General features: G+C 44.8%; 9 protein-coding genes. 7 read left to right on the forward strand and 2 right to left on the reverse strand.

Annotated features, from left to right (window positions below):
• Window positions 1-501 precede the first annotated feature (501 nt).
• The 7 genes from ACFGVS_RS01510 to ACFGVS_RS01540 all read left to right on the forward strand — a co-directional run bounded on the left by ACFGVS_RS01510 (window position 502) and on the right by ACFGVS_RS01540 (window position 15,646).
• Window positions 502-3,723 carry a SusC/RagA family TonB-linked outer membrane protein gene (locus tag ACFGVS_RS01510; RefSeq protein WP_439697171.1) on the forward strand — a complete coding sequence of 1,074 codons (3,222 nt, stop codon included), beginning with the start codon at window positions 502-504 and terminating at the stop codon, window positions 3,721-3,723.
• 23 nt (window positions 3,724-3,746) lie between these two features.
• Window positions 3,747-5,492 carry a RagB/SusD family nutrient uptake outer membrane protein gene (locus ACFGVS_RS01515; protein ID WP_439697172.1) on the forward strand — a complete coding sequence of 582 codons (1,746 nt, stop codon included), beginning with the start codon at window positions 3,747-3,749 and terminating at the stop codon, window positions 5,490-5,492.
• 389 nt (window positions 5,493-5,881) lie between these two features.
• Entirely contained in the window at window positions 5,882-7,099 is a 1,218-nt protein-coding gene (locus ACFGVS_RS01520; protein ID WP_439697173.1) for a multiheme c-type cytochrome, read from the forward strand.
• Window positions 7,100-7,114: 15 nt separating this feature from the next.
• A complete protein-coding gene (locus ACFGVS_RS01525) occupies window positions 7,115-10,687 on the forward strand; it encodes a VCBS repeat-containing protein (protein WP_439697174.1) in 3,573 nt (1,190 codons plus the stop codon).
• A 339-nt stretch (window positions 10,688-11,026) separates the two neighbouring features.
• On the forward strand, window positions 11,027-12,862 hold the full coding sequence (locus ACFGVS_RS01530) for a family 16 glycoside hydrolase (protein WP_439697175.1): 1,836 nt from the start codon (window positions 11,027-11,029) through the stop codon (window positions 12,860-12,862).
• Window positions 12,863-12,874: 12 nt separating this feature from the next.
• A complete protein-coding gene (locus ACFGVS_RS01535) occupies window positions 12,875-14,845 on the forward strand; it encodes a c-type cytochrome (RefSeq protein WP_439697176.1) in 1,971 nt (656 codons plus the stop codon).
• Window positions 14,846-14,875: 30 nt separating this feature from the next.
• Window positions 14,876-15,646 (forward strand): 3-keto-disaccharide hydrolase, encoded by a 771-nt coding sequence (locus ACFGVS_RS01540; RefSeq protein WP_439697177.1) that lies wholly within the window; start codon window positions 14,876-14,878, stop codon window positions 15,644-15,646.
• 161 nt (window positions 15,647-15,807) lie between these two features.
• Here ACFGVS_RS01540 and ACFGVS_RS01545 read toward each other — a convergent pair whose 3' ends face one another.
• Window positions 15,808-16,614: a phytanoyl-CoA dioxygenase family protein gene (locus tag ACFGVS_RS01545; protein ID WP_439697178.1), complete on the reverse strand. Its 807-nt coding sequence runs from the start codon at window positions 16,612-16,614 to the stop codon at window positions 15,808-15,810.
• Between the two features lie 258 nt (window positions 16,615-16,872).
• Window positions 16,873-17,649 carry an SDR family NAD(P)-dependent oxidoreductase gene (locus ACFGVS_RS01550; protein WP_439697179.1) on the reverse strand — a complete coding sequence of 259 codons (777 nt, stop codon included), beginning with the start codon at window positions 17,647-17,649 and terminating at the stop codon, window positions 16,873-16,875.
• Between the last annotated feature and the right edge of the window lie 114 nt (window positions 17,650-17,763).

Consider the following 17,763-nt stretch of genomic DNA (forward strand, 5'->3'; position numbering starts at 1 on the left):
AGGGTCGCGCGGAGAGGCCTTTGCCCGCTATGGCTCGACAGGCTCACCATGACAGCCCTTTTACCGATATCATTAACCCTCCAGAATTTCACGAAATTTTACCACTCAGCATGACAGCCTTTTCTAATAGTCATTCTACATCTCGCAGCTTAGCCCCCCGCTATGCGGTCTCTGACCTACCCGGAAATCTACACTTATCTCCCAATCTATTTTAACGCTGTTTTGCCTCAAAACACAGCTATAACACCTGTATCAAAAGTTGTATCGGTTTAATGCTTATGGTATTTTTTTGACCATTAATACTCAGTATTCTGTTTATCTAATTGATAATCATTGCTTTAAATGTGTGTAACATTTGTTGTATCAATTTAAACATAAGTAGTACAATCGATTGAGTGTGTTGCATAGTTTTGGTATCAAGGTTCGGTGAAATTTTGCCGACATGAAAAAAGCTGAACCGCTTCGATCGCAAACCAATTTTCAAAATCTAATAATTAATGTATGAGAGGAAAACTACACATCAAAAAGTTTGTGGCTTTAATCTGGATCAACTTAGCACTTATGCTGGTAAGTATGTCTGGATATGCACAAAGCAAAATTACCGGTAAGGTAACCGGAGCCGATGACGGGCTGCCAATACCGGGCGTTACCGTTAAAGTAAAAGGCGGCACTGCCGTAACGAGTACCAATACCGAAGGTACTTATTCAATTACAGCAGGCAGCAATGCTACACTAATATTCAGCTTTATTGGCTACACCAGCCAGGAAGCGTTAGTTGGCGGTAATGCAACAGTAAACGTAAAATTATCTCCCGAAAATAAAGCACTTAATGAGGTAGTTGTTGTGGGTTACGGTAGTGCCAAACGCAGTGATGTTACCGGCGCAATTAGTTCTGTAAACGCTGCAACCATTGCAAAAGTACCCGTTACATCGTTAGACCAGGCTTTGCAAGGCCGTGCGGCCGGTGTACAGGTTACCAATAATGATGCTTCGCCGGGTAGTAACATTACGGTATTAATACGTGGTACAGGTAGCCTGGCCAGTGGCGGTAACACACCGTTATATGTGGTAGACGGTTATCCTATAAATGCAGGTGGTATCAATAACATTAACCCAAGCGATATTGCATCTATAGATGTACTGAAAGATGCTTCGGCAACAGCTATTTATGGTGTTCGGGCAGCTAACGGCGTGGTTATGGTAACCACCAAAAAAGGAAAAAAAGATGGTGGCGCGCAGGTTGAGTTTAACGCTTACAACGCGTTTCAAAGCAAGCCTAAGCAGTACGATTTGTTAAACGCGCAGCAGTTTGCCACCCTGGCCAACGATGTAGCAGCAAATGATCCTAACAAACACTTTACAACTTTAGCCAACTGGGCCAGCCCATCGTCGTTAACCAATGCCGATTGGCAAAATGCCATTTACCGTAACGGTTTAACCCAAAACTATGATTTGGCTATCCGTGGTGGTAACGAAAAAGTACAATCATCAACATCTATCGGTTATTATGATCAAAAAGGGATTGTACTGGGCTCTTACTTTAAAAGGATCACTGTAGGTACAAATTTAGATTATCAGCCAAAAAAATGGCTTAAATCTGCAACCAGTGCCAAATACTCTTACCAAAATTTAAATAACCCATTCGGTACCGGTAATTTAGGTAATATCAACCAGTTGCCACCAACACTTGATGGCGGTAATAAATTAACCAGCCAGATAAAAGACGCTAATGGTAATTACGGTTTTTTTAACCCTATTTACACTTATGTGGCCAAAAATAACAACCCTATCTACTCAATTGAGACCAATAAGTATAAAAATATAAACAACTACTTTTTGGTTAACTCATCATTAGAAGCCACTATTTTTGACGGCCTTAAATTTAAAACCAACGGCGGTATCACTTATACTGGCTACAACGGTTCTTACTTCCAGCCTTCAGATAGCCGTAAAATTGATCAGTATGGCGCTGCTGCAGGTGCATCGGGTACAGCTTTATATTCGCAGCATATCAACAGCACGTTCGACTGGTTGTGGGAAAATTACCTGTCATACGATAAAACGTTCGGTTCACATACCATCAATTTTGTAGCAGGTGTATCTGAACAGGAAAGCGATTACAACAGTTTAGGTGGTAGTGTTACGCCGCCAAACAACACTATTAAAAGCTTAAGCCAGGGTACCAACCTTATATTGGATGCTAATACCAACGGCGTTGTTAATAACGGCGAAGTAAAACGTTCTTACGCTTCGCAATTTGCAAGGTTGGCATACAATTACGGAAGCAAGTATTATTTAACAGGTACGGTTAGAAGAGATGGTTCATCGCAGTTTGCACCAGGCCATCAGTATGGTACTTTTTATTCAGGTGCTGTAAACTGGAATGTTAAAAAGGAATCTTTTCTTACAAACGTTAACTGGCTTTCGGGTTTAAAATTCAGAGGAAGCTATGGCGAGTTGGGTAACCAGCATGGCATCGGCGACTTTACCTACCAATCGTTATATTCTGCAGGCGCTTCTGCAACCGCCAGTGGTAACCTTGGTTATGCATTTGGTAAAGTAGGTGGCTCAAACGGAACTTACCAGGCAGGTGTGGCTTCAATCCAGCCAGAAAATGATAACATCAGGTGGGAAACTGACTACGTGACCGATATCGGTATGGACGCGTCGTTTTTAAATGGCGAATTGAGCCTTACTGTTGATTATTTTAACAGAAGATCAAAAGACTTCCTGTTAAACATTGCAGCATCACCCCAAACAGGTTATACATCTTTACCTTCAAACGTAGGTTCGATGGTAAATAAAGGCTGGGAGTTTGCATTAAACTATAACCATGCGGTAAACAGCGATTTGCATATCGATTTAGGTTTAACCCTGTCGTTCATTAAAAACAAGCTTACCAGTTTATATTCAGGTACCAATGCCATTTCAAACTTTGGCGGTCTTGGTTTAACAGGTGATGGCTGGACAGAATTTACCCGTACTTACATTGGCCAGCCGGTTGGCGAGTTTTACGGCTATAAAGCAATTGGTATTATCCAAAGCCAGGCCCAGTTAAATACTTTAAATACAGCAGCACAGGCTAAAGGCAACGATTTTTACTACAAAGCAACTACAGGTGTAGGCGATAGGTTATATGCCGATGTTGATGGCAGTGGTAAAGTAACTGCTGATGACAGGGTAGCCCTGGGCAGCCCGCAGCCTAAGTTTTTTGGCGGGTTTAACCTTGGCGGTTCGTACAAAGCATGGGATTTTAACGCTTACTTCTACGGAGTTTACGGCAACAAGATCCTGAACTACCAGGAAAGTAACCTGGAAAGCTTTGCGCAAAGAGGATCGGTAAGTATCGAAAACGTGAGCACACAGTATTACAATAACTACTGGACTCCTTCACGTCCGTCAAACCGTTATGCTGCAGTACATTATGATGATACCGATTATGGTAACCTGTTACCATCAAGCGCCTGGGTTGAAAACGGTAGTTTCCTGAAACTGAAAACCGTTACTGTTGGATACTCATTACCACAGGATTTGGTAAAGAAACTTACCTTATCAAAAATCAGGGTATATGTTTCGTCACAAAACCTGTTCACCATTACCAAATACACAGGTCTTGATCCCGAAATTGGTGCTCAAAACGCCAACCCAACCCAAAACGGAGTTGACAATGGTACTTATCCATCATCAAGGTTTTACACTATCGGCTTAAACGTAGTATTCTAACCAAGGACAAAAAAATTAATGATATGAAAATCAATAAAAAATATTTCACTATAGCGGCCTTGTGTGGGGCTATGCTGATCCCGCTCAGCTGTAAAAAGAATTTCTTAACACAAACCAATACTACAGCATCAAACGCCGATGCAACCTTCGAAAAATCGCAGGATGTAGTAGCGTTGGTAAACAGTATTTATGATGGTTACCAAAACAGCGATTTGCTGAAAAAATCAATCTGGTACTATGCCAATTTTACAACGCATGATTGGTTTAATGATGGTGGTGATATTGCCTGGAACAACTATACCATCAGTCCGACTTTTGGCGCATTGTATACCTTTTGGCAAAATGCTTATTTTGACATCATCAGGGCAAACTCTGCGTTAGAGATTATTGCTACTGCAAAAACAAAAGGTGTAGTAACCGCCGAATTGGGTAACCGCTTATTAGGCGAAGCCTACTTTTTACGGGGCATGAGCTATTATTACCTGGCAGGTAGCTTTGGCGGTGTGCCCTTGGAGTTAAAAGCATCCACAAATGGGTTAACGCCAAGAAATACGCAAGCCGAAGTATTTGCGCAGGTTGTAGCCGATATGAAACAGGCTGAAACCCTGCTGCAATCAAAAACGGTATTACCGGCAACTGAAAAAGGCCGCGCAACTAAAGGCGCCGCGTATGCATACGAAGGTTCGGCGCAAATGTGGTTAGGTAAATATGCTGAAGCTTTGGCCGCGTTTAACAATACTGAATTGACAGCCAATTACCATTTATTGCCAAAATTTATTGATGTACATGAATTTAGCAATCAAAATAACGACGAATCGTTATTTGAAATTCAGTTCGATATCCAGGGCTCACAAAGCTGGGATGGCGGCTGGCAAAATGGTGGCGAAGTTGCCTGGATAGATGACTTTAGCTGGCCACATGAGTTAAGCGGTTTTGGTTACGATTATGGTAACCCCGGTTTAGAATACTCATACCAAACAGGCGATTTACGTAAAAATGCAACTATCATTGGTCCCGGCGATCAAAACATCAGCCCAGGCATTATTGCCAAATGGGGTGGTATAAAAGGTTACCAGGTGGTTATTGACGGTTTCAAAAACGGAACAAAAGATAACTCGGCTCAAAAATATGGATCATTTGTTGGCGATGACGGCAACATTATTAATACCTGCGGTGCCTTAAGGCAGCCATGGTATGGCGATGACCTTACCCGGTCTGGTTACTATTGCGCAAAAAAATGGCGCGATCCAAACCTTACAGGTGCCAACGGTTCATCAACTATATTTGGTTCACAAAACCAAATCCTGATGCGGTATGCCGAAGTTTTGTTGTCAAGGGCCGAGTGTAAAGTGCGTACCGGTGATATTCCTGGTGCCATGGCCGATTTGAAATTGGTTAGAGACAGGGCTTTTGGTGGTTCGGCACCGGCAGTTATGCAGGATGGGCTTACTTATGATGGTAAACCAACTACACCTATAACCGACCCATTGCAAATGGTATTAAGCGAGTACAGGCACGAATTAACCGGCGAGTATTCATTATTTTACTTATTACGTAGGGCAGGTCCTGGTGTGGCTGCCACATTTATTCAAAAAAACTACGGTACCGATGCTACAGTAACCCCGCAGCCTTATCCTTACGGCCCAACTGCTGATGGAAAACTGCATGGCGTTTGGCGCACATCGTTACCTGCAAACCACGACATATTGCCTATACCGCAAACCGCTATAGGGCTTAACCCTAACCTGAAACAAAACCCAGGTTATTAATAAAGGGTTATATAAATTAAAATGAAATAAGTTTAGTTATATAATTGGTTTCCTTGTTTTGGCTTTCTCCTTCGGGAGAAAGCCTTTTTAAATTCTGAGAAGAGCGGAAGGCATGACGTAGCCAAGCGGCGACGACTCACCCCGACGAGGCTGCGCCCGTCTGCCCCTCTCTCCGACTGCGTCGCATAGAGGGGCGAGAAAGGAAAAAAGAAAATAAAGAAAAAAATATTTAAACCCTCTTTGCGGCGCAGCCGAAGAGAGGGTCGGCCAGCGCAGCGTTGCCGGGGTGAGTCGGTGGCCAGCGTTCAAACCAGCATTTAATAAACGTCATGGTTAAGCACCAGTCATCTGTGAAATATTCTATCGGCTATACATGTCGGTAAGCTATCATGAAGAAAACACTAATAGTAACAAGCATATTAATTATCCTATTGGTAGTTATCTACTTCCAGTTTAGGGGTAATAATGCCTATGTCGATCCCCGCGGCCCGTTATACGCTGGTTCAAAAGCCTGTGCCAAATGTCATGGTAAGCTTTATGATTCGTACCTGCACACCGCACACTTTATGGCGTCCTTACCCGCATCGGCAAATACGGTGCACGGCAGTTTTGCGGCAGGCTTTAACGTGTTTAACATCAGCCAAAACCAAAAAATAGTGATGGAGAAACGCGATAGCGGCTTATACCAAACCCTTTACCAGGATGGCAAGGTTAAGCAAAGCAACCGTTTTGATATTGTTTTTGGCGGGGTAAAAGGCGAAAGCTATTTATACTGGAAAAACAACCAGCTTTACCAGCTGCCATTATCTTATTATAATAAACAGGAGCAATGGTCAACCAGTCCAGGCTATCAATTTAATTTTGTCAACTTCAGGTCGATAGGTAAGCGTTGCCTGGAATGCCATGTATCATATGTTGATGAGCTGCCCCAGGAAAACCAGCAGTTAAGCCGCGATGAGCAATTTGATAAAAGCACCATGGTATATGGTATTGATTGCGAACGCTGCCACGGTCCCGGTGCACAGCACGTCGATTTTCAGGCTAACAATCCCGGTGTTAAAACGGCAAAATTTATAGCCCGCTACGCAAATTTAAGCAGGGAGCAAAGGATGGACATGTGTGCGGTATGCCACTCAGGTATCCATACGGCATTGTTAAAAACAACATTTGGCTTTATGCCCGGCGATACCTTTGCCAAATATAAACTTCCCGAATTTCAGCGCACGTTGGATACCAGCCATTTAGATGTGCATGGCAAGCAGTTGCAGCTATTACAAAGCAGCAAGTGCTACATGAACAGTACCATGGATTGCGCAACCTGCCACGATACGCACCAGAATACGCGCGGCAACGATGTTTTGTATACCCAAAAATGCCTCAGCTGCCATAACAAGCCCAATCATGTTTATTGCAAAATGACAGATAAGCTGAGCGTCGGTGTGCTTAAAGATAAGTGCATCAGCTGCCACATGCCCGAATTAACTACCAATGTAATATCTGTGCAAACTGCCGATAAGGCCCCGCCTGTAAGGTTTTTTGTGCACACCCATCATATAGCCATATATCCGAAGGAGGTTAAAAAGATAATGGCATTTGTTAACAAATAATTGAATATCCCCCATATGAATAAGATCCATTTCCCGGTGCTGCTTTTATTGTCGATATGCTTGTTTTCCTGTAAAAAGCATACGTTGTTTCAGCAAATTTCTTCGTCGCATTCGGGCATTCATTTTAATAACCAGATTGTCGAAACCGATACCATTAACCCCATCGATCTCACCAATATTTACAACGGTGGCGGCGTTGGCGTAGGCGATTTTAATAACGATGGCTTACAGGACCTGTACTTTACCGGCAACCTGGTGTCAAACCGGCTTTATCTGAATAAAGGCGATTTTAAATTCGAGGACATTACCGATGTGGCAGGCGTAAATGGCATGGGCCGCTGGGGCAGGGGCGTTGCAGTTGTTGATATAAATAACGATGGCCTGATGGATATTTACGTATGTAATACTATATACCCCGATTCGCTGCGCCGTAAAAATATTTTATACATTAACCAGGGGCTTGATAAGGATGGCATCCCTCATTTTAAAGATGAGGCAAAAGCCTATGGTTTGGAGCTGACCAAGCAATCGACCATGGCCAGCTTTTTTGATTACGATAACGATGGCGACCTGGATATGTACCTCACGGTTAATACCGCGTCATCGGCCTATTACCCCAACGTTTTTGGCAAAGCCACCCGTACCAGCAATAGCAGTACGGGGCAGTTGTACCGTAACGATTGGGACGAAAAACTGCACCATGCCGTTTTTCATAATGTATCGGCACAGGCCGGCATCAATTTAGATGGCTTTGGCCATGCAGCCACAACGATTGATATTAACGGCGACGGCTGGAAAGATATTTATGTATCTGATGATTTTGTATCCAGCAATATCCTGTATATCAACAACCACGATGGTACATTTACAGATCGGTCCAAAGAGTATTTTAAACATACATCCTACAACGCTATGGGGCAGGATATTGTGGATATTAACAACGATGGCCTGGCCGATGTGATAGAGCTGGACATGAACCCCGAGGATAATTATCGTAAAAAAATGATCCTGGGCGCCAACAGCTATCAAACCTTCCAGCTTTTTGATATGTTTAAAACGCAGTATCAATACGTACGCAACACACTGCAGGTTAACCAGGGGCCGCGTTTGGGCCAAAACGGAACCATTGGCAGCCCGGCATTCAGCGAAGTAGGTTTCATGAGTGGCCTATCCCAAACCGACTGGAGTTGGACACCCCTGGTAACCGATTTTAATAACGATGGCTTCCGCGATGTAATTGTAACCAACGGTTTCCCCAAGGATGTATCCGACCGTGATTTTATGACTTACCGCAGCCAGGCCTACGCAGCCGTGCCGAAGAAAAAAGTGCTGGAGCAAATCCCCCAGATCAAGATCCCCAATTATGCTTTTCAAAACAACGGCGATCTTACTTTTCATGATGTAAGCAAAAGCTGGGGACTTAACACACCGTCGTTTTCAAACGGTGCAGTTTACGTCGACCTGGATAATGATGGCACTATGGATATGGTGGTGAACAATATCAACGATGAAGCATCGGTATACCGCAACACTTCAAGGGACGATAAAACCAAATTGGATAGTAGCCACTACCTGCAGATAGCCTTTAAAGGCGACAAAAATAACATCAACGGCCTTGGTGCACTGGCCGAAATTTTTTATGACAAAGGTAAACACCAGGTTTATGAACACGACCCTTACCGGGGATACTTGTCATCAGTGCAAGCCATAGCTCATTTTGGTTTAGGGACTATTAGCAAGGTAGATTCGTTAGTTATAAAATGGCCGGGTGGCAAAAAACAAGTATTACGCGATGTAAAGACTGATCAAAAGATCACCGTAAACATAGCCGATGCCAAGGATAATTATTTATCCACGCTGCCTAAGTTTTATACCAAATCGCTGTTTAAAGAGGTTACAGACTCTCTTGGAATAGGTTATGTAAGCAAGGATGCCACCTTTATCGACTTTAATATTCAAAAACTGTTACCCCATAAACTATCAGAATACTGCCCGGCTTTGGCCGTTGGTGATGTAGATAATAACGGGTTAGACGATGTGGTGATCGGCGGCAACTCCAACTTTCCGGCGCAGGTATTTTTGCAACAGGCCAATGGCAAATTCATCCAGCGCGATCTGGTTAAAAATAATCCGGCACAAGGCCAGGGTAAATACAAAGACGGAGGCTTGCTTTTGTTTGACGCCAATGGCGATGGCAAGCTGGATTTATACGCGGCCGGCGCCGGGTACGAAACGGCAGCCAACAGCCCCGAATACCAGGACAGGCTTTATTTAAACGATGGGAAGGGTAACTTTACCTTGGCGACCGATGCTTTGCCCACAAACTTTACGAGCAAACTGTGCGTACGCGCCTGCGATTATAATAAAGATGGCAAACTTGACCTGTTTGTATCAGGCAGGGTTGAGCCCTGGAAATACCCACAGCCCGTATCAAGCATTATTTTAAGAAACGACAGCCACGATGGGCACATTAAATTTACCGATGTTACTGCGCAGGTTGCCCCAGCATTAAAAAATGCGGGCCTCATCTGCGATGCCTTATTTACCGACTTTGACAACGATGGCTGGCCCGACCTGGTCATGGCCGGCGAATGGATGCCCATTACTTTCCTGAAAAATGACCATGGTAAATTTGTGAACATCACCGCTAAATCGGGCGTTGCCGACAAATTGGGCATGTGGAACACCATTACCGGCGGCGATTTCAGGCATACCGGTCGTACCGATTACATAGTTGGCAATCTTGGCCAAAACAGCCTGTTGCAGGCCAGCGACCAATATCCGATTTACATCACCGCAAAAAACTTTGACGGCAGCGGATACAGCACCATCCCATCCGTGTTTTTCCCGGATGTAAATGGCGAAAAGAAAGAGTTTCCGTTGCACGGGAGGGAAGACCAGCTGAAACAAATGATCAGTCTGAAAAAGAAATATACCAACTACAAATCATTTGCCACCGCCACCCTGCAGGATATGCTTACGCCCGAGCAGCTAAACGGTGCTTTAAGGCTTAAAGCCAACCTGCTTAAATCATGTTACCTGCGCAACGATGGAGGCGGCAAATTTACGCTGATACCGCTACCAATAGAGGCCCAGGTATCCGTCCTCAACGGTATGCAAACCGGCGATTTTGATAGCGATGGCAACCTGGATGTTATCATGAATGGCAACGATTATGGCAGCGATGCATCCGTAGGTCGCTATGATGCCCTGAATGGTTTGATGTTGAAAGGCGATGGCAAAGGCGGCTTTAAGCCAATGAGTATTTTGCAAAGCGGCATTTACATTCCCGGCAACGGCAAAGCCTTGGTGCAGTTACGCGATAAAAATAACCATGTGCTTTTAGCTGCCAGCCAGAACAGGGATAGCCTGAAAGTTTTTAAACAAAATAAAAAGGTTAAAACCATAGCGGTGCAGGAGCGTGATGCATATGCCATCATTAAATATAACGATGGCAGGGTAACCAGGCAGGAATTTTACTATGGCAGTTCGTTCCTGTCGCAATCCGCAAGGTTTATACAGGTTGATGATGGGATAAAGAGTGTGGTTGTTTTTGATGATAAGGGGAATAGGAGGGTGATGAAATAGTGGGGGCATCAGCTAACAGAGTTTTCAAATAACACCCATTGTCATTTCGAATCCCTTGAAGGGTGGAGAAGTGCGGGGAAAGGGTGAGAAATCTTATACGCCTTGCATTCCGAGGGCCTATCGTGATGCAAAGTGTATAGGATTTCTCCTCGTACCTCGTTCGTATGACAACGGTTTTTAATGTTTTTAGAAATCGGAAAAAGATATGTATGCATTACTTAATTTGTATCAAACAAGTTATTCAAATAATTCCGCAATCGATTGTATAATTTATTAAATTGCACGGGTATAAGGCTTAATCATCTTATGCCACATAAACCAAATTATAATTTAAATAAAATGTATTGTATCAAGTATCCTCCTATAACCCTTGGCGGTAAAAAGCTGGTTATGTTGTTGGGCTGCCTGTTGGGTTGCCATCAATTGATGGCACAAAGCACAGTGCCCCTAACCGATCTTTCGGCTTTCCAGGAGCCATCCTCAAACTGGAAACTGGCGGCCGGTGCACAATCCGACCTGGATAAAGACGAAGTTTTAACCACTAAAGATGGTACCGGCATATTGGTTAACCTGCCCGGCAAACAGGGTGCGAAAGACCTTTATACCAAAGCCTCCTACGGCGATATGGACCTGGAGCTGGATTATATGATGGCCAAAGGCTCAAACTCGGGCATCTATTTACAGGGCCGGTACGAAATTCAGCTGCTGGATAGCTGGGGTAAAATTAGTCCCCAATCGGGCGACAACGGCGGTATTTATGAACGTTGGGACGATAGCAAGCCCGATGGCCAGCAGGGCTATGATGGCCACGCGCCAAGGCAAAATGCCAGCAGGGCGCCCGGCTTATGGCAGCACATGCGTATCTCGTTCCAGGCACCACGTTTTGATGCACAGGGTAAAAAAATCGCGAACGCCAAAGTCATTTACGTTTGGTTAAACGGTGTTTTGATACAGGATAATGCAGAACTGGCAGGCCCAACCCGCGGCGCGATGGACAGTAAAGAAACAACCACCGGCCCGCTGCGCATCCAGGGCGATCATGGCGCAGTAGCTTTCCGGAATATCAGCATTACCAGTTTTGATAAAGCGCCGCCTGTTTTAGCTAACCTAAAATATGCGGTTTATAAAGGTGCAGCCACCGCAGTAAATAACGCCAATGTTAAGGCAGTTGCCGAGGGAAATTCGACCATATTATCATCAAACGTAGGTAAACTAACTAACGATTTTGTGATCCACTACACAGGAACCATAAAGATTGCCGAGGCCGGGCAGTATACTTTTAAACTAAGTGTGCCGGGAGGTAAAGGTTCCTTAAAGATAGGCGGCAATGATGCCATAGCGTCGGCCAATAACCGCGGCGATGGCAAAATTCAATTGCAGCCCGGCGATCAGGCTTTTGATCTGTATTATTCCAAAACTGCCGATTGGGCCAAGCCTGCTTTAGGCTTAACCGTTTCGGGTCCCGGCATCCGCGAATATCTGCTTACTGATGCCAACGTAAGTAATAACGACCCGGTCGACCCTATCCTTATTAATGCCACGTCCAACACCATTTTGCGCAGTTTTTCTGACCTGCCTGGAGGCATCCGCGTTACGCATGGCGTAAATGTGGGCAGTGCCGAACAGGTACATTACACTTACGACCTGGATAAAGGGATGATAGTACAGATATGGCGCGGCGGCTTTTTAGATGCCACCCCCATGTGGCACGATAGGGGCGATGGTTCATCGCGCGTAGCAGGTTCGGTACAATACCTGGGCAAGCCGGTACCGGGGATAGAAAAACTGGCCAATGCACAGGTTGCCTGGGCGGCGGATACTACAGGAACAGGATACCGCCCTAAAGGATATGTTTTAAATGCGGATGACAGGCCAACGTTCAGATACATCATCTACGGATCGACGGTAAATGATGCCAGCACCGTTATAGAAGGAGGCCACGGCATCCACCGCGAAATTACTTTGCAAAATCCCGCTGATGGCTTGTTTGCGCACCTGGCTACCGGCAGCAACATCGAGGATCTGGGTAACGGTACTTATATCATTGATGACAAATCATATTATATCAAAATTGAAGATGCCGCAGGGGCCAAACCCATCCTAAGGGATGCGGGCGGTAAGCAAGAGCTCATTATTCCCATCAAAGGAAAATTAACCTATTCAATTATCTTTTAAGCAGCCGTCATCATGAAATACACATTAAAACAAATGATAAACAGGGCCGGCTTATTTACTACACTGATAGTTGGCGCGCTGTTATGTAATACGCAATACACGTTCGCCCAAGCCGAATCGCCTAAGGAGGATGATTTTTTCAAGATCATGAAAGTGCCTGCTCCCGAAGGTACTATACTGGAAGTTGGCGGTTTATGCACCCTGCCTAATGGCACTTTGGCGGTAACTACCCGCAGGGGCGATATTTTTATGGTGGAGAACCCCACCGGCCAGCATCCCTATTTCAGGAAATTCGCATCGGGCCTGCACGAGGTTTTGGGCGCGGCCTGGAAAGATGGCGCTTTATACGTAGTACAACGCGGCGAGTTAACCAAACTGCAGGATACCAACATGGATGGCAAGGCCGATGTATTTGAAACTATTTACGCCTGGCCATTATCGGGCAATTACCACGAATACAGCTTCGGGCCAAAACTGGCACCCGATGGCTCTTTCTTTGTTACGCTTAACCTCGGCTTCCCGCCGGATTGGTGGCACCCCAAAAGCTTTGTGCCTTACCGTGGCTGGGCTTTAAATATCAAGGAAGATGGTACCGTTACCCCATGGGCCGCGGGCTTCCGCTCGCCCTGCGGTATCAGTATGATTGATGGCGAACTGTGGTACTCCGATAACCAGGGCGACTGGGTAGGATCGGGCAGTATCATGAAGATAGAAAAAGGCGCTTTCATGGGCCACCCCTCCAGCCTGGTGTGGACTAATTTGCCAAATTCACCTTTAAAATTAACGCCCGAGCAGTTCTTTGCCAAAAACAACCCACGCATTGAATTTGATAAAGACGGCCAGCCTTTTAAGCCACAGGATATCGTAAACGAAAAATTCAGGACTGAATTTGAGGTTAAAAAAGAAATTCCCGAGTTGACGTTGCCAACCGTTTGGTTACCACATGGCATTTTAGGCATTTCCAATTCCGAAATAGTAAAGATCCCCGAAGATGCCTTTGGCCCCTTTGCCGGCCAGTTGTTGGTTTGCGACCAGGGCCAGAGCATGGTCGACAGGATCTTTTTAGAAAAAGTTAACGGCCAGTACCAGGGAGCAGCATGGGCATTCCGCAGCGGCTTTCAATCGGGCATTGTGCGGCTGGCCTGGTTACCTGATGGTTCCTTAGCCGCCGGCGAAACCAACCGAGGCTGGGGATCAGCAGGTGAGGCTACCATGGGCCTGCAACGTTTGGTATGGAACAATAAAGTACCGTTTGAGATGCGCGCCATCCGCGCCATGCCCGATGGTTTCGAGATTGAATTTACCAAACCTGTTGATAAAAAAGTAGCGGAGGATATTGCTTCATACTCGGTAGAAAGCTACATCTACAAATACCAGGCGGTTTACGGCAGTCCGCCGGTGAATACCGAAAAATGCCCTATCGTTGGGGTTAAGGTATCGGAAGATGGCATGAAGGCCAGATTGATTGTAAATAACCTGCGCCGGTATTACATCCACACCATTACATTGGATGGCATGCGCGATAAGGAGAATTATTTTAACCTTGTCCATCCAACGGCTTATTACACCCTCAACAACATCCCCGAAGGGCAAAAGCTTTCGATGGTGGGGGTAAGTACCATAAATTCGGCTAAAATGGCAAAAACTGCGGCAACAGCAGATGCTAAAAAGGGGGCTTTAGCTAAAGGTGCCGGTGCAAAGACATTGGCTATGGCCAACGTGGTACCTACGTATGACGAGGTAAAACCGCTGTTACTAAAAAACACCTGTTTATCATGCCATAACGCCAATAAGCGCCAGGTTGGTCCGGCGTATGTTGATGTGGCCAAAAAGAAGTACAGCGTGAACGAATTGGTACAACTGATTCACAACCCCAAACCGGAGCACTGGCCCGATTATTCGACACCGATGCCGCCTATGCCGCAGGTGCCTAAAGAAGAGGCCCGGAAAATTGCGCTCTGGATTAAATCACTGGCTAAATAATTTATTAAAACAGATCATCAATAGTTTAAAATGAAAAATGTTATCATATTATCAGCTTTATTAGCTGCTTCGGCAATAGCTGCAAATGCGCAGCAAAAAGGAAAACCAGAGGATACCGAATACTGGACACCGGTACCATCTGTAGTAACACCCGGCCAAAAAATGGGCGAAGCACCATCTGATGCCATTGTTTTGTTTGACGGTAAAAACCTGGACGAGTGGGTTGCCCTTAATGACTCTACCTCCACCCACAAATGGACAGTTGCTGATAAAATCATCACGGTTGATAAAAGCGTAGGCGATATCCGCACAAAAAGAAAATTCATGGATTTTCAATTGCATATTGAGTACCGCATCCCATCCAACATTACCGGCACCAGCCAGGCACGTGGTAACAGCGGTATTTTCCTGGCGGCTTTGCCCTGGGGCGCAGGTGGTTACGAGTTGCAGGTGTTGGACAATTATAAAAACCCAACCTATGTAAACGGCCAGGCCGGCAGTATGTACAAACAATCGCCGCCTTTGGTAAATGCCTGCCGCAAACCCGGCGAATGGCAATATTACGATGTAATTTGGACAGCCCCGCGGTTTAATGAGGATGGTACCTTAAAATCGGCAGCCCGCGCTACGGTTTTGCATAATGGAGTGCTTGTACAAAACAATACTATCCTGAAAGGAGATACCCCTTACATCGGTCAGCCCGAATACCGCAAGCATGGTGCCGAGCCTATTAAGCTACAAGCCCATGGCGATAAAAGCGAGCCTATCAGCTATCGCAATATCTGGGTAAGGGAGCTTTAAAAAACAGCAGGATTAAATAACTCAGGGTGTTTGCTTTTAGTTGATGGTACTACGTACATAAACTTTAGCAAGCACCTTGTTGTTAATGAAGTTTTTAAATACGGTTATTTTTCCTGTACGGATAAGGTAACCGGTGAGTAAGGCTATCAGCATAATTTAATTTATTTAACAATTCCTGCAAAGCGCTGATAAAACGCGGTAGGGCTATCAGCTTTTTTTGGTTCGAATTTGCCCGCGATGATGGGTATGTATATTACCCTGCGCCTGCTTGCCTCGCCGGTTATGGTTGATTGTGCCACACGGTGCCATAAGCGGCCATCGTGTATGGTCAGGTCGCCGGCATTTGGTGTAATTGCTACCTCATTTTCATCAGTATCATGATCCAGGAAATACTTTTTACGGAAAAGCATCTGGTAAAGGTTTTGCCTGTGGGTGCCGGGCAAAATGCGCAATCCTCCGTTTTCGGCTTTTAATGTGCTCAGGTGGATACCTACATTTAGCATAGGGTTTAAACGCTGTCCGTGAAATATATCGCGCAAGCCATCCGTGTGCCAGCCCATTTTGGTAAAGCTGCTTTCGGGGCCGTTAACGTAATGATTAAAAACCATCCCGTCTTTTTCCTCGGTGCCCAGCCTTGCACCATCGCCAATAAGGTTTAACAATACCTGGAATCTTGGGTCGTTGGTAAATTCATTGAGTACGGCATGGTGTTGGTTAATGAACGCGAAGCGTTGTACAATTGGCGAGCCATCCAAATCCTTGCCATATTTAACAGGGACGCCGTTTATCTTTTCTACTTTATTATCTATCCATTGCTGCTGTACCTGTTCAGATGCCTTGATGATATCGGCCACGGTTTCGGGCTTAATAAAATTGGTAAAATGAATGAAACCATGCTGGTTAAAAAAAGCTTGTTGTTCGGCCGTAATTGTTGTGCCTAAGGTGAATTTTTGATATACCGCTGCCATAAAATGGGTAGTTAAAATAATAGATAATTAATGTTGAAAATGGATAAAAGCGCTACGCAACTTTTAAATGGGGGAGCCTTGGGCCGGTGATAATTAACAACAACAGCTACACATCACCCTTTTTGCAAAGGGCATTCGCATGGGGGATGCAAAGAATATATGTTGTGTTTTGTTCAATGTATATAATGTCTATGTATTTTATAGACTATGCAAATGTAGATAAATTGTTTAATCAAACAAATTTTCCTGAAAATATTTTTATCGCTTATATAAACCGGCCGTTATACGCTCAATAAGGCGTTTGGGGCTGTGCCTGGCCGTTGCTGACGATAGCTTATTTAAAAAGCCGGGCACAATTTCGGCTTTGTTGGCAAACATACCGGCGATGCCTATAGCCGCTACATCATCAGGACTCATGTTAAATTTGGCTGCCAGTTCTGCTATGGCATCCATGCCCGCACGGTGCACAAAGTTGGTATCAGTAGGGCCCGGGCACAGGCAACTTACATGTACGGAAGTGTTCTTTAATTCATAGCGCAAGGCCCTGCTAAATGATAAAACAAATACTTTGGCAGCCGCATAAATAGCCATAGTAGGCACAGCCTGGTAGGCTGTGGTGCTGCTTACGTTAAGTATATAAGCTTGTTGCTGTAATTTTAAAAACGGGATAAAATAATGCGATAATTCGACAACGGCATCTATATTAACCCTCATCATGGCCATTTGACCTGGTAATGGCAGTTCATCAAAGTTACCCCATTGGCCGTAGCCCGCATTATTAACCAGTATAGATAGTGGTATAGATAAGCCGGTAAACCAGGCAGCTATATCTGCTGCCGCGCCCGCGTTTGATAAATCGGCCGCGTAATAGTGCACATCAACGTGACAGGCTGATGTGATAGCTACGGATAAAACATTTAATTCGGCCTCCGAGCGGGCAACAAGCAATAAATTATAACCTTTTTGTGCCAATAGCCAGGCTATCGACTTGCCAATACCTTTACTTGCGCCGGTTACTAAAGCATATTTTTTCATCCTGTAATTGTCATTTTAAAACCAAAGCCAAAAAACTCCGCAAGTTAAATAAATACTCTACTAAATTTGTAGACTATTTAAAATGTTATTACGTTTGTATCGGATATGAAAAAC

It is taken from the genome of Mucilaginibacter sediminis (genome assembly GCF_051903035.1).
Classification (GTDB): domain Bacteria; phylum Bacteroidota; class Bacteroidia; order Sphingobacteriales; family Sphingobacteriaceae; genus Mucilaginibacter.